Origin of the sequence: Streptomyces sp. NPDC050564, assembly GCF_044457265.1 — a bacterium.
Taxonomy (GTDB): domain Bacteria; phylum Actinomycetota; class Actinomycetes; order Streptomycetales; family Streptomycetaceae; genus Streptomyces.
This window is the reverse complement of sequence record NZ_JBITGS010000015.1, coordinates 126,764-148,470: the sequence shown is the minus strand read 5'-3', so window position 1 is coordinate 148,470 and position 21,707 is coordinate 126,764. Positions and strand designations below refer to the sequence as shown.

18 protein-coding genes are annotated in these 21,707 nt (G+C 68.1%); 9 read left to right on the top strand and 9 right to left on the bottom strand.

The window, feature by feature from the left end:
• The first annotated feature begins 207 nt into the window (after window positions 1-207).
• The 8 genes from ACIBK0_RS24430 to ACIBK0_RS24395 all read left to right on the top strand — a co-directional run bounded on the left by ACIBK0_RS24430 (window position 208) and on the right by ACIBK0_RS24395 (window position 9,048).
• A complete protein-coding gene (locus tag ACIBK0_RS24430) occupies window positions 208-864 on the top strand; it encodes a hypothetical protein (protein ID WP_399083668.1) in 657 nt (218 codons plus the stop codon).
• Window positions 865-1,073: 209 nt separating this feature from the next.
• Window positions 1,074-1,895 carry a hypothetical protein gene (locus ACIBK0_RS24425; protein ID WP_399083665.1) on the top strand — a complete coding sequence of 274 codons (822 nt, stop codon included), beginning with the start codon at window positions 1,074-1,076 and terminating at the stop codon, window positions 1,893-1,895.
• Between the two features lie 348 nt (window positions 1,896-2,243).
• A complete protein-coding gene (locus tag ACIBK0_RS24420) occupies window positions 2,244-2,546 on the top strand; it encodes a hypothetical protein (RefSeq protein WP_399083662.1) in 303 nt (100 codons plus the stop codon).
• Between the two features lie 7 nt (window positions 2,547-2,553).
• Entirely contained in the window at window positions 2,554-3,747 is a 1,194-nt protein-coding gene (locus ACIBK0_RS24415) for an enoyl-CoA hydratase/isomerase family protein (protein WP_399083659.1), read from the top strand.
• 9 nt (window positions 3,748-3,756) lie between these two features.
• Window positions 3,757-4,425, top strand: a complete 669-nt coding sequence (locus ACIBK0_RS24410) for a hypothetical protein (RefSeq protein WP_399083656.1) — start codon at window positions 3,757-3,759, stop codon at window positions 4,423-4,425.
• Between the two features lie 36 nt (window positions 4,426-4,461).
• The gene (locus tag ACIBK0_RS24405) at window positions 4,462-5,355 is read left to right on the top strand and encodes a hypothetical protein (protein WP_399083653.1); all 894 of its coding nucleotides are present in this window, start codon (window positions 4,462-4,464) and stop codon (window positions 5,353-5,355) included.
• A 314-nt stretch (window positions 5,356-5,669) separates the two neighbouring features.
• Window positions 5,670-7,793 carry a hypothetical protein gene (locus ACIBK0_RS24400; protein ID WP_399083650.1) on the top strand — a complete coding sequence of 708 codons (2,124 nt, stop codon included), beginning with the start codon at window positions 5,670-5,672 and terminating at the stop codon, window positions 7,791-7,793.
• Window positions 7,783-9,048, top strand: a complete 1,266-nt coding sequence (locus tag ACIBK0_RS24395; RefSeq protein WP_399083647.1) for a hypothetical protein — start codon at window positions 7,783-7,785, stop codon at window positions 9,046-9,048. Before ACIBK0_RS24400 ends, ACIBK0_RS24395 begins: the two co-directional genes overlap by 11 nt.
• Window positions 9,049-9,055: 7 nt before the next feature.
• On the opposite strand, the gene ACIBK0_RS24390 is transcribed toward ACIBK0_RS24395, so the two are convergent.
• The 8 genes from ACIBK0_RS24390 to ACIBK0_RS24355 form a co-directional block, all read right to left on the bottom strand.
• Complete coding sequence (locus ACIBK0_RS24390; protein WP_399083644.1) at window positions 9,056-9,646, bottom strand: hypothetical protein; 591 nt, start codon at window positions 9,644-9,646, stop codon at window positions 9,056-9,058.
• A 6-nt stretch (window positions 9,647-9,652) separates the two neighbouring features.
• Window positions 9,653-10,309 carry a hypothetical protein gene (locus tag ACIBK0_RS24385; protein ID WP_399083641.1) on the bottom strand — a complete coding sequence of 219 codons (657 nt, stop codon included), beginning with the start codon at window positions 10,307-10,309 and terminating at the stop codon, window positions 9,653-9,655.
• The gene (locus tag ACIBK0_RS24380; protein ID WP_399083638.1) at window positions 10,306-11,127 is read right to left on the bottom strand and encodes a hypothetical protein; all 822 of its coding nucleotides are present in this window, start codon (window positions 11,125-11,127) and stop codon (window positions 10,306-10,308) included. Before ACIBK0_RS24380 ends, ACIBK0_RS24385 begins: the two co-directional genes overlap by 4 nt.
• Before the next feature lie 57 nt (window positions 11,128-11,184).
• Window positions 11,185-12,594, bottom strand: a complete 1,410-nt coding sequence (locus ACIBK0_RS24375) for a hypothetical protein (RefSeq protein WP_399083635.1) — start codon at window positions 12,592-12,594, stop codon at window positions 11,185-11,187.
• On the bottom strand, window positions 12,591-12,887 hold the full coding sequence (locus ACIBK0_RS24370) for a hypothetical protein (RefSeq protein WP_399083632.1): 297 nt from the start codon (window positions 12,885-12,887) through the stop codon (window positions 12,591-12,593). The genes ACIBK0_RS24375 and ACIBK0_RS24370 overlap by 4 nt, the downstream gene beginning before the upstream one ends.
• Before the next feature lie 678 nt (window positions 12,888-13,565).
• Window positions 13,566-13,958, bottom strand: coding sequence for a hypothetical protein (locus tag ACIBK0_RS24365; protein WP_399083629.1), 393 nt, complete (start codon window positions 13,956-13,958; stop codon window positions 13,566-13,568).
• The gene (locus ACIBK0_RS24360) at window positions 13,955-14,236 is read right to left on the bottom strand and encodes an Arc family DNA-binding protein (protein ID WP_399083626.1); all 282 of its coding nucleotides are present in this window, start codon (window positions 14,234-14,236) and stop codon (window positions 13,955-13,957) included. The genes ACIBK0_RS24365 and ACIBK0_RS24360 overlap by 4 nt, the downstream gene beginning before the upstream one ends.
• Window positions 14,237-14,978: 742 nt before the next feature.
• On the bottom strand, window positions 14,979-15,287 hold the full coding sequence (locus ACIBK0_RS24355; protein ID WP_078629450.1) for a WXG100 family type VII secretion target: 309 nt from the start codon (window positions 15,285-15,287) through the stop codon (window positions 14,979-14,981).
• Window positions 15,288-15,610: 323 nt separating this feature from the next.
• Between ACIBK0_RS24355 and ACIBK0_RS24350 the strand changes: the two genes are divergently transcribed.
• Entirely contained in the window at window positions 15,611-20,173 is a 4,563-nt protein-coding gene (locus tag ACIBK0_RS24350; protein WP_399083623.1) for an FtsK/SpoIIIE domain-containing protein, read from the top strand.
• 64 nt (window positions 20,174-20,237) lie between these two features.
• Here the strand turns inward: ACIBK0_RS24350 and ACIBK0_RS24345 are convergent.
• A partial coding sequence (locus ACIBK0_RS24345; protein ID WP_399083620.1) for a PQQ-binding-like beta-propeller repeat protein occupies window positions 20,238-21,707 on the bottom strand: 1,470 nt, incomplete at its 5' end.

Here is a 21,707-nt window from a genome sequence, read left to right as displayed (position 1 = left end):
ACCCTACTGGCCCCCGTACGCTCCCCACACGCCCAGTGGCGAGCGTGTCTGCTCGGACACGATCTGGGCTCGGAAGTCGACCGGTTTGACCCACCGAACCATTGATTGTCCATACTCCCAGTCAAGTTCTGTCTGGCGAAACCGCGAGCCCCACGGATACCGTCATTGCTCTTGACTGAACTGATGTCTCACGGGGAGTCCACTGTGATGCGCCGCTCTTTGCCCGTTGCTGCCGCGTTCGCCGCGACCGCAGCCCTTCTGCTGACGGCGTGCGGCAGCGGGGACGACAACAAGACGAAGGACGGCGACAAGATCGCCGGTGCAGATACCGGCGACGCGAAGTCGTCCGCATCGCCCGGCGCGAGCGCGTCCGACGACATCAAGCGGCCGGACATCACGCTGCCCAGTGATGTCAAGGACGACTTCGAGAACTGGAAGACGGGCGACACGGCCAAGGACGCCGTTCTCGCGGATGCCGCTCGCGCGCAGACCGCCACCAACTACGCCATCATCAAGGGCAACCCGGACGAGCCGGCCCTCGCCTTCTACCGGCAGGGTGATGCTCTCGTCAGCGGCGCCCAGTGGGTCAAGTCGTTCGTGGACGCCGGAATCACCTACGTCGGCACTGTGCGGTACTTCGATGCCAATGTGACGCTCTACGGCAAAGCGTCGGCCGGGGTCACGTTCTGCACCGACGAAAGCAAAGCGTTCAACAAGAACCGAAAGACAAAGAAGGTCGACAGGACGCCCGCGGACAACGACTCGTACGTCTACTACAACACGCACCTGAAGAAGAGCAGGGACGGGGTCTGGCAGACCACCCAGCTCGTGTCCGACAGGGGGAACAAGAAGTGCACGCCGTGAGGTCACGCCGCAGGGGGCTCGTCATAGGCGGCCTTGCCTCCGTGTGCATGCTGGTCTCCAGCCCGGCTTTCGCGACGCGTGGTCCCGGAGGATCCGACGGTGACGCGAAGACCTCCGCCAAGCAGTCCGGGCACACCCTCGAATCGCGCATAACCTATTCCGGAACGACCAGCGGAGACGACGGTAAGTCGTCCGGAAACGTGACGCCTGTGGGCAATTGGACCCCGCCGGCCTGTTGGTACGAACCGGTTTCGGCACAGGAATTCCAGAAGCAGGTCGAAGGCGATTACGACGACATCGTCAACGACCCCCAGCAGCCCAACTACGCCAAGTCGGCAACGGGCCAGTTCCGGGACATCTACAAGGACGGCAAGTACAAGAACTACAACCTCGACAAGGCCGACGAGGGCAATTTTTGGGTCGCCGTCCAGGATCCGAACCGACTCGACGACCCGGATGCGTTCACCTGCAGCGACCTGCCCTTCTGGGTCGAGAACGGCGACACCCCCGAGGTGAAGAACGCCGTCACTCCGGAAGTGCTGGCAGAACTCGCCTACAACAGGATCACGCTCCCCGACACGAAGGTCACACTCGCTCCCGAGGACATCACCAAGGTCAACCTCCCCACGTGGGCGTGGCTCGACAAGGCCAAGTTCAAGGAGGTCTCCGTGACCGCGGCTCTCAACGTCGCCGGTCTCAACATCCAGGCGACGACCACGGCGAAGCCCGTCTCCCTCAAGCTCGAGCCGGGGACGAGTGACGCCGAGACCTACCCGGCCTCCGGTGAGTGCACGCTCAACGCGGACGATTCGATCGGCGAGCCGTACGCCGAGGGCAAGGCCGACGAGACCCCGCCCTGCGGCATCAAGTACCTCCGCTCCTCCGGGAACGGCACGTACAAGCTTCGGGCCACCGTCACCTGGGAGATCACCTGGACCGGCACCGGCGGTGCGGGCGGCAAGCTGCCGAACGGCACCTTCGGCAACACCCAGGACATCACTGTCCAGGAAATCCAGTCCGTCAACCGCTGACCAAGGCAGCTGACCCCGACGACAAGAGGTGTGCAACTACCTGTAGTTGCACACCTCAAGCGCCGCGTCCTTCGCATTACGAAATCTCGGGAACATCACCGGACCGCCAAGACATGGCAAACGCAACCCCAAAGGCCCCTCAAGCAACAATCATCCCCTTACCCTCCAGCGTGCTGCGTCCGTCGACTGCGTAGGATCACTCGGGCGGTCTCCGCGGCCAGGGGCCACATCATGCCCGTCGGCCCCAACTTCACTGTTTCTTCACTGAAGTGAAGAGGGAACGCTCGGGAGATCCGACCGCACCGTCCGTCATCCACGCGCAACAGCTGAGGCAAACCGGAACGCATCGTGAGTGATCTACGGCTCGACGGCACGATCTTCGAGGATCTGCGGAAGACGTTCTCCACCGTCACCGACCGCATGGACAGCGCCCGTCGCACCCTGCGCGGCACCGACGGCTCGGCCGTCGGGGACAAGGGCCTCGTGGACGACGTACACGACTTCGCCGACGACTGGGGTTACGGGATCAAGCAGCTCGGCAAGCACACGCAGGGTGCGATCAAGATGATCGACAAGATCGGGAAGTCCTTCGAGAAGCTGGACCTCGATCTCGCCGAGTCGCTCAAGGCCCCGAAGAAGAAGGGGCATTGAGGTAGACATGGGACGTCCGGCATTCCCGAACATAGGCTGGGACCCCACCCCTGGCGACGTCGAGCAGACGCGGGAGCTGGCCAAGAAGCTCGGCAGCCTTGCGAGCGAACTGGGGACGGCGCTGCGGGAGTTGCAGCAGATCGAGTGCGGGGCCTGGAAGGGCAAGACCGCGATCGCCTTCAGCGAGCACATATCCACGGATGTCACGCCCCTCATCAAGAAGAGCCACGAATCCTTCGACAAGGCGTCGCGCGCCCTGCACCGCTGGGCAGGACAGCTCTCCGACTTCCAGGACGAGGCCGACCGGCTGGAGAAGACCGCCGGCGAGAAGCTCGCAGCCGAGGACAAGGCCGAGCAGAAGGCCGAGGGCAAGGGAAGCGAAGCGCTCGGCAAGGCCTCCGGCGCGGTGGACAAGGTCACCAGCGACGTCCATGACCTTGAAGACCGCTACAAGAAGGCTGCCCACCTCATCAGCAAGGACCTCGACAAGGCGGCGGACATCGCGCCGGACGAACCCGGGTTCTGGGACAAGTTGGGGCATGGGATCGCGGATGCGTGGGACGCCACCGGCGACTGGATCAAGGACCACGCAGATGTCATCAAGGCGATCGGAGACATCCTCAGCCTGGTGAGCGGTGTTCTGGGCGTCCTCGCCATCATCACCGCGCCCTTCGAACCGCTGGGTGCCATTTTCGCCGCCGGGGCGATGATCGCGAGCGGGGCGGCGCTGCTGACGCACCTGGTCGCCAAAGCGGCCGGAGCCGACGTCAGCTGGACGGAGATCGGGTTCGACGCCCTGGGCATCCTGCCTGGTGTCAAGGGCCTCACGGGCAGTGCCGAACTCGCGAAGGGCGCCAACGCGGCGGCACGCGCCGCCGAGCTGGGCGAGGGATACCGCGGAGTCACCAGCGTCGGGAAGACATTCCTGCTTTTCGGCCCGCTGAAGGCAGCTCCCGCGGTCAAGCTCGGCGAAGGCGGCAGCCGACTGACACTGGCGGTCGAGAGCGGGCTCCAGAACATCCGCCAGGGACAGTGGCTCGGAACGCAGGGAATCAACCTCGCGACCAAACTGCCGTTCATCAAGAGCGCCGAACTGGTGGCTCCGATGGGCAAGGCGGGCCGCACCATCGACGCCACGATCAAGTCCGGTCTCGCGGCCTTCAAGGGATACACCATCGCGACGAACGACTTCGGGGGCTGAGCGCACCTCATGGGCAGCACCGACCTGCTCCAGAACCTGTCCGTACAGGGCACCCACCTGCCACCCATGGCCTTCCGGCTTCCGACCGGCATGCACGCGATCGAGGTCTCACTCGACTCCGGCGAACGTGCCGAGGCAGCACAGCGTCTGGTCCGGGACATCTATCCGCAGGGTGAAGAGTCCTTGTGGAATGCCATGGGATCCCTCTACAGCGCAATGGCCGACGAAATGCTTGCGGGCGGAGTCGGCTTCTTCGGCATCGGCCTGTACGACATCGAGGACGGCGGCGGGGTGGCGCACTGCTCACTCACCATCGCGGTCTACGAGTCGGGCGAGACGGATCAGGACGTCGTCGCCCACGGAATTCAGACACTTCTGCTGGGCGATCCGCTGCACGAGGTGACCTGGCTCGACCTTCCCTGCGGTCCGGCGGTTTGCGGGGTCACGTTCCGCAAGCTGCTCGTGGACGGCGCGTATACGCAATCGGGGAAGGACGAGGAACTCGTCATGGGGCAGATCCAGGTGCACATCCCGTTCTCGACGGGCCCCTACACGGCGGTGGTCACCCTGGACAGCGCTTCCGTGGAACAGTGGGACGAGTTCTCGCATGCCGTCGCAGGAATCGTCGGCTCGGTGGAATTCCCGTCGCCGGCCTTCATCGACGGCCGGCCCGACTGACCGGATCAAGTTCCTCCGTAGAGAAATGACGTACTGATGGACTGGTATCCCCGCGCCGATGAGGATCTGCTCCTCCGAACCTCGGCCAAGCTCGCCACTGGCATCGCACCCGCCGTCGCGGGCTCCCGGTGGTTCCGGGACCCCGAACGCAAGGACATCCAGGGCGAGCTGACCGGCTGGCCCGAAGGCCCGGACTACTCACTCCGGACCGCCGGCGACCGCGCCGCACGGCGCACCGGCCGCGCCTTCTTGGTCGGGATCCCCGTGATCGCGAACATCATCGCGAACATCGGAGGAGCCTCCGGCTCACCCTTCGGCGACGTTCCCGTGCGAGGCAAGCCGCAGGAGCCGGAGAACGAGGTCGAGGACTTCCCCGTCATGTGGGCAGCACCGGGCACCTTGGCGCGTACCGTCCCCTGGCAGCTCGACCCGGCCCGCCGTCCCGAGGGCTACGCCACCGACCTCGTCCTGACCAGCCGACGGCTGCTCTTTCTAGGCGCCCGGACGGGCACCCTGGACAAGGCCGACGTGCTCGGCGAGTACCCACGGGAATCCATCGCCGGGGCGACACGGATGACGTACAGCGAGGTCGAAGCGGATGTGCGCCTGACGTTCGCCGACGAGTCCTGGGTGCGCCTGTTCACCGGCAATCCCGACAGCGCCGAACGCCTCGGCCAGTTGCTCTCCGGAACGATCCGAACCGTTCCCGAAGGGGAGCTCTCCAGTGGGCAGAGTGATCGCCTGTGTCGTTTCCTCGCCGACTTGCCGGACAGCGCCGAGGCTCCGCTGCTCACGCGTCTGCCGAGCGGCGTCGTCATGGTCGAGGTCCAGGTCCCCACGAAGGCCGGAAAGGACGTCCACGAAACGCACTCGATCCTGATGGGCCCATCCGGTGAACCGGCCAAGCCACAGCCGGGCGATCTGCCGTGACAGCGATGTACCCCGTTACTCAGGAGGCCCAAGAACCTGACGCACCACCCTCGTAGCAATCGTCTCGGGTGCCGTCAGCGGCCGTCGCAACGCCCTGCTGGACCACCCGCGGGACCGGCCCAAGGCGTCACGGACAGCCAAGTGCACTGTCTCCGCAGCCAACTCCTCATCACAGAACACCGTTTCGCACTAGTGAAGCGCCCAAGTACAGTGCCGCAGGTGACAGTAATCGGGTGGCGGGGAATCCATCGATGAAATCGGTCGTGAGGCAGGGTACGGACCGGGCGGGCAGACGGGCGCGGCGCGTTCCATGGGTGAGTGTCACGCGCGCACTCCTTGCCCTCTTCGCGCTCAGCGCCCTGTTCGCAACCGCCACCCCTGCCAACGCCGCCGGCTCCCCCACCCCCTCCACCCAAGCCGCCTACTTCGCCGCCCACCTCAGCACCAACCCCGTCTACGTAACCGACCAACTCCCCCGCGAGATCCCCCGCTCCCAAGCCCCCGCCTTCGCCAAGCTGGCCAAGCGCACCGGCATCCCGACGTACGTCCTCGTCCTGCCCGAACAGGACTTGGGTGGCAAGGGACTGCTCGGTGCGGTGCACGACCGGCTCGGGCGGGACGGGCTCTATGTGCTGGTCGACACGTCGGGGGTCACGGACGCCGTGGCGTACGGGGTGCGCGCGCCCGCCGACGACGCGGCGACCGTCGCGCTCTACGAACTCCCTTACGACGCGGGACCCTTGCGCAGCTTCGGGCGCTTCGTGGATATCGTCGCGCAGGGCAGCGAAAAGGCCGCCGCGCGGGCAGAGGCAGCGCGCGAGAAGTACGCGGAGGGCGACGCCGAACCCGACCTGATGTACATCGACCGCACCGACCGTAAGAACCAGTCGTTCCTCACGGGGGTGTTGCTCGTCGGCCTACCCCTGTTGATTCTGCTGCTGGTCACGTACGTACGGCGCTGGCGGCACGTGCTCCTCAAAGCAACCGGACGGGCGAAACCGGACAGACGTCGCGCACCGGAGTGGCTCGCCTCCGTCCTCGCCCTCGTCACCGCCGCCGCGATCGTCCTGGCCGCCGCGTTCACCTTCGACCAGACCCGGTCGGGCGCGGCCTCGCCGCCCACCGCGGCCGATCTTTCCTCCCGCGTCGAGCGGGTCGCGGCAGGGCTGAAGCAGGACTCCGTGTACCTGGATCCGGAGAGTCCGCGAGTGCTGGACTCCCATCAGCTCTCCCACCTGCACCAGCGGATCCAGGAGTTCGCTCGTACCGACGGCGGGGGTCCGGTCTCCGTCCTCCTCGTCCCCCAGCTGTCCGCAGACGAATCCGCCGGCAGCCCCGAGGCGTTCGCGGACGCCGTGCACGCCAAGCTCGGCAAGGACGGCAAGGACAGCAAGGACAGCGGCGGCCGTGAGGACGGACTGTACGTCGTCGCCGACCCGCTCCGCGGTGACATCGACGTCTTCAACTACGGTCTGCGGCTGGACAGCAGCCGCGTCTTCTACGACCTGCCGGAATCCATCGGCTTCGGTGACGACACGGCGCGAGAGGCCGACGACCATCTCCTTGGCGACCGGCTCGAGGACCTCATGACGTTCCTGGACAAGTCCCCGCGTACGGACGAACCGGGTACGCCTTCCGGCCTCAGCACCAAAGCCGAGCCCATCGAGGACCACGCACTCCCGCCGCTCTTCTCCGGGGACTTCTGGCCGGGGCTGCTCGTCGGCGGCCTGGGGGCACTGCTGGTCCTCGGCCTCGTGACGGGCGTCTTGGGGATCGTGGGCTCGGTGCTGCGGCGGCGCCATCCGGTACCGTCCGGCTCGGAGTCGGCGTATCTCCAGGAACCGTCTGATCCATCGGTGTCGTACCTGCGGACCACCGCGTACGACGAACTCGGCGCTCTGTCCGAAGAGTTCCTGGACGCCGACGACGCGGATGCCGACGGCCTCATCGGCCGTGCCCGTGCCTGGGACTGCCTCGACGCCGCGATGCTCCTCGTCGACGGCGACCGCGACCGGCTCACCGCAACGAGCCACGCGGATGATTCGAACGTTGCGGACGCCCCGGACATCGATCCCGCGACGCTGGTCACGGTCATCGTCCTCGCCCGCGCCGGGCGCGCCGCGCTCAAGGGCGAGGCGTACGACCTGTGCTGCGGCCTCAATCCGCTGCACGGGCCCGCGGTCGACCGCCATCCCGTACGGGTGTCGGCCGAGGACCGGCGGCGTCGCCGGTTCCCCGTGTGCGACGGCTGCCGCGCCAGGGCGAGCCGTGAACCGGGCGCCGCCCACACACTGTTGATGACCTTGCCCGCACCGGGCCCGGTCGACGGCGAGCGGGACCGTGTTCCGTACGCCGTACTCGAGAGCCCGCTCTCCGCCGTGCCCGACGGCATTCCCCGACTCATCGACGCGGTAAGGGAGCTGGCCGGTGTTGAGTGACCGGAAACGTGTGATCACCGCTCTGCTGGCGGTGCTGCTGGCCGTCGCCCCCGCCGCCTCGGCCCGGGCGACGGGTTCCACCAGCCCCGGCGAACGCATTGCCAACGCTCTGCGCACATCGCCCGTCTACGTCGACGACGCGTATGCAGACGCCGTATCACCCACCCGCCGGAAGCAACTGGTGGCACAGATCGAGAAGACGGGTCTGCCGATCAAGGTGGTCCTGGTGCCGCTGACCAAGGGCGACGGCTTCGACGGGGACTCGGACGTCCTGGCCAGGGTCGTCCACGACCGTCTCCCCCAGCACCATCTCATCCTCATCACGACCGACAGCGACTTCGCGGACTCGCTGAACGGCTATGAGTGGCCGAGTGACACCCACCAGACCCAAGACGCGGTGGGCGCCGTCGGTTTCCTCGACGAGATGAACGACGCGGGCCTGGCAGACCGGACGGCCAAGGCCGTGCAGCTGGTGGCGGAGGGCGACGGGAAGAAGGTGTACAAGGAGGCGACGAAGGGCCTACGAGACTCCAGCTCCACGCCTCCTACCGCCACGTCGGGCTCGGACGGGGCCGATTGGTGGCTCTGGCCCCTCGTCGCCGTACCGGCACTCGCGCTGATCACCCTCGTCGGCCGCTCTCTCGTGCACTCGCGCCGATCCCGCTCTCGTACGGACAACGCCGCCTTCCCCCAGGTCGTGTTCGCCACGGCCCGCGCCGCCGACGAGGCGGAGCTGCGCCGCCGGGCGGAGGACGAAGTCCTGGCCCTGGGCGAGGAGACACAAGCAGCCGACGCGGACGGGACCCCCGGTCTGCACCACGCCCTCGACGCCTACGCCGCCGCCGGCACCGTCCTCGACGCCGCCCGCGGCATCCCGGACCTGGCGGGTGTACTGGCCCTGGTGGCGGAGGGGCGGGACGCCCTCATCGGCACCCCGTCTCCCCTCCCCCTCTGCTTCTTCAACCCCCTCCACGGCCGCGCCGCCCAGCGCACCACCTGGCGTCCGCTGGGCCGCCGCGAGCGCCTGAAAGTGGCCACCTGCCAACCGTGCACCGATGCCCTGCGCACCCGCCGGGCCCCGGAGGTCCTCACCGACACGACGGAGGACGGCCGCGAGGTCCCGTACTTCGAGATTCCGGGCGAGCGGAGCGTGTGGGCTGCGACCGGGTACGGAGCGCTGGTGCGGGACAGGGAGGACGGGCTGGCGGGGCGGGTGACCCGGGGTGACTTCACACGTTCCCTGAAGTCACCGTGACGATCTGTCAGTTCACCGAGACCGTCCGCGCCAGATCGTCCGTCAGCGCGCACAGCGCGTCGGTGTGTGCGAGGGCGCGCCACGAGGTGAGCAGCACAAGGGCCCACTTCTCGTCCGGGCAGATGCCGTACGCGCAGGTCTCCAGGACCGTGCCCGTGCCGTCCCGGTCGGCGTCCTGGACGTACGCATGCCGTACCCGGACGGCGGGGCCGGCGGGCAGGGTCCGCAGCTCGGCCTCGGGCGGGCGGAAGGAGATGTCCGTGGGAGTGGTCAGGTAGCGCTGGAGGAGGTCGACGGTCACCGTGGGGTAGGTGTCGTCGGCCACCAGCGCCGACAACTCGATGCGGGCCAGCTCGCCGAGGCGCGGCTCGGGGACGTACGAGAGCGCGATGACCGGGCCGCGGCCACGTACGTCCTCGGCGGCCTCGCGCAGTTCGTCGGCGAGCGCCTCGATCAGCCGCTGGTCCCCGTCGGCGCCCGCACGCTGCCGTGCCGCGTCGGCGGCCCACGCATCCAGGTCGACCAGTTCACGCACCGGCAGCGAGACGGCGTCGTCCGGCGCCTGCATACGGACCGTGGACGCGGAGAACTCGGGCATCAGGGATCAGGCCATCCATTGCAGAGTGCGGGCGATCGAGTCGAAGAGGGTGACCAGCGCGTCCGCCAGGGGTTCCATCGACGACGGCGTCGGGGTGGAGAAGGAGAGCAGCAGCCGCTGGTCGCTCTGCGGCACCGCGAGGTAGGCGTCGAGGTGCGTGACGGGCACCTTGTTGCCGTCCGGGTCGTCGGGCGCGGGGCGGCGGCGGTAGAGGTGGCGTACGGCCGGGCCGGCGGGCAGGTCGACCATGGTGACGTCGGCGTCCGCGTCGGTGTCGCCTGTCCCCAGGGACAGGGCTATGTCGGCCAGGTCTCCCGCCGCGGAGCCCGGCGGGGGCTGCAGGACGGTGACGACCAGGCCCGCGGTCACCGGTACCTGGCCGATGACCTGGTTGACGAGGTACATCTCCACCCCGCCGTTCGCGTGCGCGTCCTCCGCCTGCTTCCGGAGCCGGTCGGCGAGCGCGGCCTTCAGCTGCGGGGTGGCCTTCGTACGGCGCAGGCCACGGTTGACCAGCTTGTCGATGCGGTGGGGCCAGCGGTCCGGGTCGAGGACCACTCGCTCCCAGCCCTCCGGTACGGCGATTCGGTAGTCGGAGGGGGGTACGGGCGGTGCCTCGGGGTCGCCGGTCGCCGTGGCTTCCGTATCCGTCTTGTCGGTCATGCCGCCGTTCCGTTCAGCCGACCGCCTCGACCACTGCGCGCCTCATTCGCACGGCCCAAGGTCACGGCGGTCAGCGGGGCGAGGACGAGAACAGCGGCGGCGCCCAGGCAGAGATAGTCGGAGAAACCGCCACCGATATCCTCCTTGTGCCCCAGAACAGGCCGGTAGTGGCCTGCGGGATCAATCACCGCGGTCGCTTTCGAACCGAGATGGTCCACACACCGCTTGTCGTTCTGGAACACCTCACGGACCGATCCGTCCGGAAGCTTGACGCGGCAGTACGGAGAGCTGACCCCGTGGGACTCCGAATGCTTGGGCTTCGCGTACGTGACAGCGGTCTCCTGCCCGCGCACCTGCAAATACCACTCGTCGGCGGACTGTGAACCCGCCCAGATCAGGACGACATAGGCAGCCCCCGTGAGCCAGCGCGCGACGAGCCCGCCACGCGACAGACGAGTCCTGAACAGCGCCCAGAGCACCGCCAGTCCGCCGGCCGCACCGACGAACAGAGCTTCCTTGTTGATGAGGTACGTGGACAACAGGCAGACGATCACTCCCGCGACAGCGACCAGGAGGAGCCGTATCCACGGCCACACCGCCGCGCTGTCCTCCGACCAGCGGTCACCATCGAAGTCCCACCAGCTCGAGGAAGGGGCGTACTCGGAGAGGATGTGCCGCACGCGCCGCTCACCGCCGTCCTCCGCCGCGATCCGGCGCAGTTCCGGCAACCCCAGCCCGTTCTCCTCGAGCGCGCGTTGCTTGCTTCTCGAGAGTCGGGCGAACTGTTCGTCGACGGTCTGGCCGTCTCCGTGTGCCACGTGCTTCGCTCTCTCCTCGCCCTTGCGGGCCTCGTGGTGGTCCAGCCTCTCCAGGGCTCAGCCCGCGGGCAGAGCCCAATGCCAGTTGTAGAAGGGGATTCCGTTCGCGCCCGCACCGGGCGTGTGCTTGAGACCGTCGAACAGATTGGCCTCGAGCTTGCCTGGCTCCCAACTCTCGGTCGGTGCCAGGTTCAGAATGCCCGCTGCCGTCGGCAGCGTCTGGCTCGCCAGGTAGAGGCGATTGGCGGAGTGCGCCATACCCTTGAATACGGAGTCGGAAAGGTCGCCCAGCTTGGGCAGCTTGCCCGCGGCAAGGATTCCGTCCTCGCCGGCCCCCTTCGTCACGGCTACGCGAATGTCATTGGCGTACGCCTTGAAGTTGAGGGAATCCTTGACGATCGACCGCATCTTCGGCAGGAGGCTGCTCGGGCCCTTCGCCAGCGCTTCGCCGATCTTGCCCGCCTTGACCCCCGAGAACTCCTCCGCGAGCCCGCTGGCCAGTTCCTTGCCCACGCCCACTTCGCGCAAGGCCTGGAAGTCCTTCAGGGCTGAGGACCCCCTCGCGGCGATGGCCGCCTCCTTCGCCGTCGTTCCCAGGATCCGCCCAGCACCGAAGGACAGCACGCCGACCACGTCGATGGCGACGTCCAGCCAGGTGCCCTTGCCGTCCAGGGCGGAGATGGTGTCGCAGACCAGAGCGACCACCGAGGCCACCAGAGCCAGCGCGGCGAGCACCTCACCCAGGACGGGGACCCAGCTCAGCACGAGGGCCAGGACACAGAGCACGCCGGCGATCAGCCCCGCCACATGCCCGATCCTGGCAACCCAGTCCTTCCAGTTGTCCCACCAGTGATGCTTGGGATCCTTCAGCCCGTCGTGGTCGACGGCGTCGTGGATGGCGGACTTGGCGTAAGCGGCCTGGGTGTCCCGGTAGGACAGCGCGTGCCGGAGGTCCTTCTTGGCGTCCTCGAGGTCCGCGTCAGCCGATTCCTTCTGCTTCTTCAGCTTCTGCTTGTCGGGGTGGTCGTCCTGGCCGGGGTGCTGGTCGATCTGGTTCTGGTAGTGGCTGCCGTCCGCGTCAGCGGCCTTGGCCTTATTCAGCGCGGCGCGAACCAGGTTCTGCGCGTGGTTGAGGGCCGTGGCCCAGTTCTCCCGCGCCTCGTCGGAGACTGGTTCGTAGCCCACCGAGGAGCCGAGGGCATCGGCGGCTGCCGCGTATCGCTTGTGCGACTTGGTGAGCAGTCCGACCGTGTCCTCGGTCTTCTTCTGGAACTCGCGGCCGGCGTCCGAGTCCCACCCATTGCCGTCGACCAGGTTGTGCAGCTTGGTGGCCTGCTCCTGGATCAGGGCGGCCGTGTCCGCGATGCGCTTGCCGAGCCGGGCCACCTCGTAGGGGTCGCCCGGGGTGAATTCCTTGTCGGTGCAGCGGGCGGTCTGCCAGTCGACGCCGGAGAAGTCGTCGCTCACTTGCCCTTGCCGTCCTTCCCCGGCTGAGACTTCAGCAGGGCCTGGGCGAGATGCTGGTCGAGGTCGTCGTACGCCTTGGCTGCCGTGCCCGCTGTCTTGCCGAGGAACTCCAGCCCGTCACAGAGCTGCTTGCGCTTCTTCTTCCAGTCGTCCGCGAAGTCGTCGAGCGCGTCGGCGACTTCCCCGGATCCGATTTCGGCGTCGTAGGAGTCGACGACGTCCTTGGCCTGCTCGAAGTGCGTCTTCAACTTCGCCACCGACCTGCTTATTTCCCGCAGCTCCGATGTGGACACGGCTATGTGCTCCGCCACTCCGACCCCCGTACGATTGCTGTACCTCCGACCGCCGCGTACGCCTCTTCCGACTCATCCGCCGCAGCACGGCCACGCCCACCCTTCTGCAGGGTTTTCGGTCCAGCAACCAACGGACAGCAAAGGGAGGGTCCAGAACGAGTAGTCGGGCCGGCCGCTCGGTCCGGCCCAGGCCCTGTGTGGTGTGGGCGCGCCGCACGGCGCGGCGCGAGGGCCGCACCCTTCTGATCGGAATACTTGATCGCAAACGTCATCCAATCCGCAAGGCCGGGCCGTCGCGGTGGCCCGGCCGGATTACGGCCCCCGTCCCTCCTGTTGACCGTGCTTTCGGCCTCGCGCTCCCGCGAAGACGCACAGATGCGTCTCGCTCCGGAGCCCAAGTGCTCTTTATCTGACGGTCGACTACCGCTTCCTCGCGGATTCCGAGCGGAAACTGAGCCGGTTCCAGAGGACGTTCAAGGACATCGAGAACCGTCGCAACACCATGCAGGAAGCTCCAGCCCCCGGTAGGGAAGACGGACTCAAGGGTGAATACGTGGAGTGCCTCCGCGAGGACTCCTCCGTGCTGGAGAAGCACGTGCCGGAGGTGACCCGTCGATATGAGCGCACCCCGGCCATCTCGTCCTGTGCCAACGTTCAGGTCTCGCTGGGATCAACGCCTCAGCGGTTCAGGTCCATGACCCCGACTCCGAGCCCCTCGTAGGACTCCGGCGCCACAGTGGCGACGAGCGCCCCCTCAGGGAGCATGTGGTTCGGCCTCGCCGTGTGCACGGCGGCGCCGACACCGAACGGGACACCGCCACGGCACAGTCCAGCGATGGTCACGGCCATCGCGTAGTCATCGTCGATCACGTGCAGTACGTCCACCAGCACACCGACATGACCGACAATCCCCGCACGCTCGCGCTCCGCTTCAAGAAGGCACATGACGGGCACCCACAGGCGGATTTCGCCACTGGCCGCCGCGGCGTGAATGAGACCGGAGACCTGCTTGTTGCCCCCCATCGCCACGAGGGTCGGAGCATCCAGGACGTAATGCTCGGTCTCGATCAACGGGACGACTCCGCCTCTGCCAGAGCAGCGCGGTGAGCCGCGGCGGCTTCGCGCATCTTGCGCCGCATCTCGGCAGACTCCTCATCCGTCACGTAGTGCCCGAAGCGTTCGGCGAGCAGGGCACGGGTGCGATCGCCCCGTTCCTTGATCTGGTCAGGAGTAAGCGTCTGAGCAGCTATGTCCTGCATGAGGGCGCGGAGGCTGGTACCACGAGCCTCCGCCACGGCGGCGAGCTGGTCTCGGACTTCGGCGGGCACGCGGATCATGACGTCGGACATATGGAAAGTATACATGCCGTATACGCCGCACGTCGTCGGCTTTCGGTTGTCGCGGCGAACCCGATCAAAGCCACCGGTCGGCGACGAAGGAACCTGCGGCAAGCGAATCAAACCCATCGCAGAGAGTGGGCCATGGCATCACACAGATTGCCCATGGAGCTCTTGGCGCCACTGAGCGGCATGGAGAGGCAAGGTGCAGGTGGCCCACGTCGCCAGGCATACGGACGTGGAGGTCCATGGTTGCCTCGGCGAGTATCCCGACCGTCCGGCCCGCCGGCAGGTCAATGACCTCTACTTCGGCTTCCACCCCTGCGTACTGAGCCAGCTTCTGGGCGAACTCGGCAGGAGCCGGTGCCAGTCCGCGGGGCATCGGTGCCATGGAGATCAGCAGGGAGGCGGGCAAGGCCGAGTGGTCCGGCGACTCCGTCTTGAGGAAGAACTCCAACGCCCCCTGCGCGAGGCCGGTTTCGGCGGTATTACGCAGGGTTGTCCAAATGCTTCGAGCAACCTCCGCCGGGACGCGGCTGGCAGAAGCTCCGGGTCGAAGCCGTTCGCCGGGAGCTCGATCTTCGTGATGCCCTTCTTGGAAAGGAACCGGGAGCTAGGACATGGCCCGTCAGCCATGCGGCGGCTGCTCGCCTTTCAACGGACTCGATGCCTGCGGTACCTCTAGGGAAAACCACGGTGCGACGGGACACCCCTTGTGTCCCGTCGCACCCAAGTCGCGCATGGGCGGCGGACTTTACTTGCCCTTGACGCCCTTGGCCAGCTGGTCGTCCAGGTCCTCGTACGCCTTCGCGGCGTCGTCGAGGAACTTGGCCATGCCCTTGAGGCCCTCGAGGGTGTCCTTCATGCCCTTGGTGAACTCCTTGAAGGAGTCATCGAAGGCCTGCGAACCCTTCGCGGTCGTGTAGCCGTCCGCGACCAGGCCGTCGATGTAGCTGTCGAGGCCGTGGAGCTTGTCCTCCATCTTCTCCTTCTCGTGGCCCAGTCGCTTAGCAGCGTGCCGCATCTTCTCGTATGTGATATCTGCGTCTTTGCCGCCGGCCATGTGGCGTCCTCCATAGTCCAACTCGCCGCAGGGCCAACCCCCGTGGCTCCTGATGCGGATGATGCGATCGTCCGCTTGAGGCAGCAGCTTACTTACGGCGCTTGCAGGCGCACACCCCGGTTCTGTCACGAGAGGACCCTGGTTGTGTCCGGGGACGAACGGGGGCGCCCGCGTGCGCGGGCCCGCAGGACCCCATATCCCGCCGGAGGCCTCCAGAGACCTCTCACACGGGCCGTTGCCTGCGGGAAGGGGGAAGCGGCTATCGTCGAGGTCACTGTGGCCCGCGTTCCGGAAGCGGCCTCAGGTGCCTGGGGAGGACGAGCGTGCGCCTGACTCTGACCGTCGTCGACCCGCTCGGCGGCGCCACCGCCGACGTGGTTCTTGATGCGGATCCTGAGTCCTCGGTCGGGGACATCGCCAAGGAACTGGCGGCGCACGTCGGGTACAGCGGGGGTGCGCAGATCATCCCGATCGGGCAGCACCAGGCGGCACAGAGCGGTGCGCCGATCGCCTACGTCGACGGATATCCCGTCGATCCCTCCGCTACCATCGGCACCTCGCCGTTGCGTGAAGGCGCCGTCGTCAGCCTGCACGACCCCGCCGGGTGTCTGCCGGGCGAGCCGACCGGGCTCGTCGAGCTCAGGGTCGCCGGCGGTCCGGCCGCCGGTGCCGTGCACCGACTCGGGATCGGGCGGTACGACATCGGCGCCGGCGCCTCCTCGTACATACGGATCGACGACCCCGAACTCCCGCAAAGAGCCCTGACGTTGTCAGTCGCAACGGACGGGACCTGTCGTGTCGCGATACACGGGGACAAGGAAGGCGTCACCCTCGATGGCGAAGCCATCGAGAAGCGCGACGACGACGAGTGGCCCCTCGGCAGTCAGATCGCCGTCGGGAACACGCTTCTCGAGCTCGACCGTTACTCGCCTCCCAACGCCGCGCTCAAGTGGTCCGACGACGGCGCGGGGCTCGACTACAACCGGCCGCCGCGACTTCATCCGCCGGAGCGTGAGACGAAGTTCCGGCTGCCCAGCCCCGTACGGGACTACGAAGCCCGGCCGCTGCCCTGGCTGATGGCCGTGACGCCGCTGGTCGGTGCGGTCGTATCGGTGATGATCTTCGGGCGCTGGTACTACCTGATCATGGCGCTGCTGAGCCCGCTCATCATGTTCGGCAACTTCTTCATGGACAAGAAGCAGGGGCGCAAGTCCCATGCGAAGCAGGTCAAGGAGTACAACGAGCACAAGGAGCGGATCGAGAAGGACGCCCAGGACGCTCTCGTCGCCGAGCGGCTCGACCGACGGCAGGCCATTGCCGACCCCGCCACCGTGCTGTCGCTGAGCACCGGGCCGCGTACCCGGTTGTGGGAGCGCCGGCGAACCGACGCGGACCATCTGCTGCTGCGGGTCGGTACCGGACAACTGCCCTCCGAGGTCGTGCTCGACGACCCGGAGCAGGACGACCACAAGCGCGAGGTCACCTGGACCATCGAGGACGCTCCGGTCGCGCTTCCGTTGCGGGAACGGGGCGTCATCGGAATCGCCGGACCCGGCGACTCGGCGCAGGCGCTGGGGCGTTGGGCCGTCGCGCAGACCGCCGTGCTGCACAGCCCGCTCGACGTCCAGTTCTACGTGCTGACCGAGAACAGCGGGCGGGAGAACTGGGACTGGGTGCGCTGGCTGCCGCACAGCCGCCCGGCCGGCGCCCAGGACGCCAACGTCCTCATCGGTACGGACGCGGAGACCGTCGGCGCCCGCATCGGCGAGCTGACCCAACTGCTCGACGCCCGCCAGAAGGCCGCCAAGCAGAACGGCAACAAGGCCTCCTTCAGCGATCCCGACATCATCGTCGTCTGGGACGGTTCACGGCGGCTGCGTTCCATGCCGGGTGTGGTGCGGCTGCTGCGCGAGGGGCCGGCCATGTCGATGTACGCGATCTGCCTGGACGCCGAGGAGCGGTTCCTGCCCGGCGAGTGCCAGGCCATCGTCATCGCGGAGCCCAAACCCGAGGAGCACGCGACTGGGCAACAGGTCGCCCAGGCCGCGCCCGCGGCCCCCGGTGGTTTCCCCTCCTTCCACGCCTGGCACGCCGCCGAGGCCGCCGACCCCCACTCCGGCCCGCAGAAGGCGCTCGAACTGCGGCTGCGCGTCCAGCAGACGGGCGTCGCCCGCGTACGGAACGTACGGCCGGACTTCGTGTCGGCTGCCTGGTGCGCGCGGCTGTCGCGTGCCCTGTCCCCCCTTCGCGACATCAGCGGCGAGACCGAGGACTCGGCACTGCCGGGCGCCAGCCGGCTGCTCGACGTGCTGCAGTTGGAGCCGCCGACCCGCGACGCGATCACCGCGCGGTGGCGGATGGGCGGGCAGTCGACGATGGCGGTCATCGGTGAGTCGTACGACGGGCCGTTCGGCATCGACATGCGCCGGGACGGGCCGCACGGTCTGATCGCCGGTACGACCGGTTCGGGTAAGTCGGAGCTGCTGCAGACCATCGTGGCGTCGCTGGCCGTGGCCAACACGCCGGAGAACATGACGTTCGTGCTCGTCGACTACAAGGGTGGCTCGGCGTTCAAGGACTGTGTGAAGCTCCCGCACACCGTGGGCATGGTCACCGACCTCGACGCCCATCTCGTCGAACGGGCCCTGGAGTCGCTCGGCGCCGAGCTGAAGCGGCGCGAGCACATCCTCGCCGCCGCCGACGCCAAGGACATCGAGGACTATCAGGACCTGGTGCGCAGGGATCCCTCCCACGCTTCCGTGCCCCGACTCCTCATCGTCATCGACGAGTTCGCCTCGATGGTCCGCGACCTCCCCGACTTCGTCACGGGTCTCGTCAACATCGCCCAGCGAGGCCGTTCGCTCGGCATCCACCTGCTGCTGGCCACCCAGCGGCCGAGCGGTGTCGTCTCCCCCGAGATCCGCGCCAACACCAACCTGCGGATCGCGCTGCGCGTGACCGACGGCGGCGAGTCGAGCGATGTCATCGACTCTCCCGAGGCCGGACACATCTCCAAGAGCACGCCCGGTCGCGCCTACGTCCGTCTCGGGCACGCCTCGCTGGTGCCGTTCCAGTCGGGCCGGGTCGGTGGCCGGCGCCCGGGTGCCGCCGATCCGACGCTGCTCGCCCCCTGGGCGGGACCGCTCGGCTGGGAGGACCTGGGCCGGGCTACGCTGGTGAAGCCGAAGGCCGAGGCACGCCAGGAGGAGGAGATCACCGACCTCAAGGTGCTCGTGGACGCGGTACGCGAGGCCAACCAGATCCTCGGCATCCCGGCCCAGCACAGCCCCTGGCTGCCCGCGCTCTCCGAGACACTGCTGCTCGACGAGATCCAGCTGCCCGCCTTCGCCGGCGGGCCGGGCAAGCTGCCGCCCGCCCCGTACGGCATCGAGGACCTGCCCGCCGACCAGGCCCGCCGCCCGGTCGTCGTGGACTTCGCCTCCTTCGGGCACCTCCTCATCGGCGGTGCGCCGCGCAGTGGCCGTTCGCAGATCCTGCGGACCATCGCGGGCTCGCTGGCGCGCACGCACTCCGCGGCGGACGTCCACCTCTACGGCATCGACTGCGGCAACGGCGCGCTCAACGCGCTGACCCGGCTGCCGCACTGCGGTGCCGTCGTCAGCCGCAACCAGACCGAGCGCGTGGTGCGCCTCATCGCCCGTCTGAAGGGTGAACTCACCCGCCGTCAGGACCTGTTGGCCGACAAGGGCTTCGCCGACATCGGCGAGCAGCGGGCCGCCGCACCGGAAGAGGAGCGGCTCGCGCACATCGTCGTACTGCTCGACCGATGGGAGGGCTGGCTGCCGACGCTCGGCGAGTACGATCACGGCGATCTGACGGACCAGCTGACCGCGATGATGCGGGAGGGCGCGAGCGTCGGCCTGCACATGGTGATGACCGGTGACCGCCAGATCCTCTCCACCCGCATCGGCTCGCTCACCGAGGACAAGTACGGTCTGCGGCTCGCCGACCGCTCGGACTTCTCGCTGATCGGCATCAACGCCCGCAAGGTTCCCGAGGAGATCCCGCCGGGCCGCGGCTACCGCAACGAGCACGGCACCGAGACCCAGTTCGCCCTGCTCACCGAGGACGCCACGGGTCAGGGGCAGGCCGCGGCGATCGCCACGATCGGCGAGGCCTCGACCGCGCGGGACGCTCAGCTTCCGCGCAGCCGCCGCCCGTTCCGCGTCGATGTGCTGCCCACCCGGATCAACTTCAACGACGCCTGGGAGATGCGCGACCCGGATGCCTCACGCTCCAAGCTGTGGGGTCTGGCGGGCATCGGCGGCGACGACATCATGGGCTTCGGCCCCGACCTCTCACAGGGCGTGCCGACGTTCGTCATCGCGGGTCCGGCCAAGTCGGGCCGCAGCACGACGCTGATGAACCTGGCCCGGTCCTATCTGGCGAAGGGCGTACGTCTCGTCATCGCCGCGCCGCGCCCGTCCCCCCTGCGTGAACTGGACGGCCGGGAAGGAGTGTTGAAGGTCTTCGACGAGGATGACATCGAGAGCGACGACCTGCGCGAGGCCATCGACTCGGCCACGCCGGAGGAGCCGATCGTGGTCCTGGTCGACGACGGCGAGGTCCTGGAGGACTGCGACGCCGAGACCGTCTTCAAGCGGATCGTCCAGCGCGGCGGCGAGCGCGGCCTCGCCCTGGTCATCGCCGGTGACGAGGAGGACGTGTGCAGCGGCTTCTCCGGCTGGCAGGTCGAGATGAAGAAGGGCCGCAGGGGCATCCTGCTGTCCCCGCAGGACTCCTCCGCGGGCGAGCTGATCGGTATCCGCACGAACCGGAGCATGGTGGGCGGACCGGTGGCGCCCGGCAAGGGCCTGCTGCACCTCGGGGACGGGGAACCGCTCACGGTCACGACACCGATGTAGTACGGCCTGCGCAGTAGACGATCGCGCCTCGGCCCCCGGCAACTCCGGGGGCCGAGGCGTGTGTTCACACGGCCGGCAGCGCGTAGATCTCGAACCCGTGCGTCGCGAGCAGGCGGTTGCCGGAGAGGGCCACCCGCCAGGGCTCACCCGGCGCCTTGTTGTCGTTGTACACCCAGCGCGACTTGCCGGTCTTCGCGTCCATGGCGAAGATGCCGCCCTCGTCCCAGTAGGACGCGCCGTACAGGGTCGCTCCCGCACGCAGGAACGTGGTGGGCGCGCGGCGGGCTCCGGGGTCCTCGCAGAGCCAGATCTTCTTGCCCGTCCTGACATGGACGGCCCAGACCCCGCCGTCGAAGTCGCTGACGTACACGACGTCGCCGATGACCGTGGGCTCGTGGAAGCCCCGGCGGCCGTTCGGGGACAGCGTCCACGCGACCTTGCCGGTCTTCGCTTCGAGGGCCGTCAGCTTGTCGCCCTGGAGGAAGATGAGGCCCGCCCCGACGGAAGGCGTCCAACTCCAGTCCTCGCCCAGCTTCTTGGTCCACAGCTGGTCGCCGGTGGCAGTGTCACGGACGGTCAGGTTGTACTTGGAGTCGGCGTAGACCAGGTACTTCCCGGAGGCGGTGCCCTGGACGTCCCAGTTGTCGGTGCCCCAGTCGCGCATCTGCGCCCACACCTGCTTGCGCGTGGTGTGGCTGATCGCGGCGACACCCACGCGGTAGTCGGTGGCGCTGTGCGAGTCGCCGTAGTCCGTCACCGTGACGTAGACGTTCTCGTTGTCGACGGCGATGGTCTCGTCGAGGTCCAGCTTCTTGCCGAGGCGGCTGCGCCAGGCCTCCTTGCCCGTGGTCACGTCCAGGGCCACGAGTACGCCGTCGTAGTCGCCGTCGGCCAGAAACAGTTTCCCGTCCACGAGCAGCGGCAGGGCCTCGGACCTGCACACCCCCTTGCGGGACCACTTCGCCTTCCCCGTCTTCACGTCGTACGCCACCAGCGGGTCACCGATGATCAGCAGCGTGCCGTCGTGGATCATCAGCGGCACGTCGTCGCTCGTGCTGTCCTCCGTCACCGACTTGTGCCACAGCGCCTGCGGCGCCGTCCCGGCCGGAGGCCTCGTGAAGTTCTCCGTGGCAGGCTCGGTCGAGCCGCCGTGAGCCCCCGTGGCCGTACCGGGGGAGCCGTCGTCCCGGGACAGCCACCAGGCGGTGCCGCCGCCGAGCACCGCGACGCCGGCGACACCTGCCGTCAGGCCGAGGAAGCGGCGCCGGGAAGGCGCCGGGGTGGGGGCGGACGTACCGAGGTGGACGGTGCCGGGGAGGGGCGTGCCCGTGCCGTGCACCGGCGCCGACGTACCGCCCGGCGGGGTGCCGTGCACCGGCGCCGACGTACCGCCCGGCGGGGTGCCGTACGCCGGTGCCGGGGTACCGCCCGGCGGAGTTCCGTACGCCGGTGCCGGGGTACCGCCCGGCGGAGTTCCGTACGCCGGTGCCGGGGTACCGCCCGGCGGAGTTCCGTACGCCGGTGCCGGGGTACC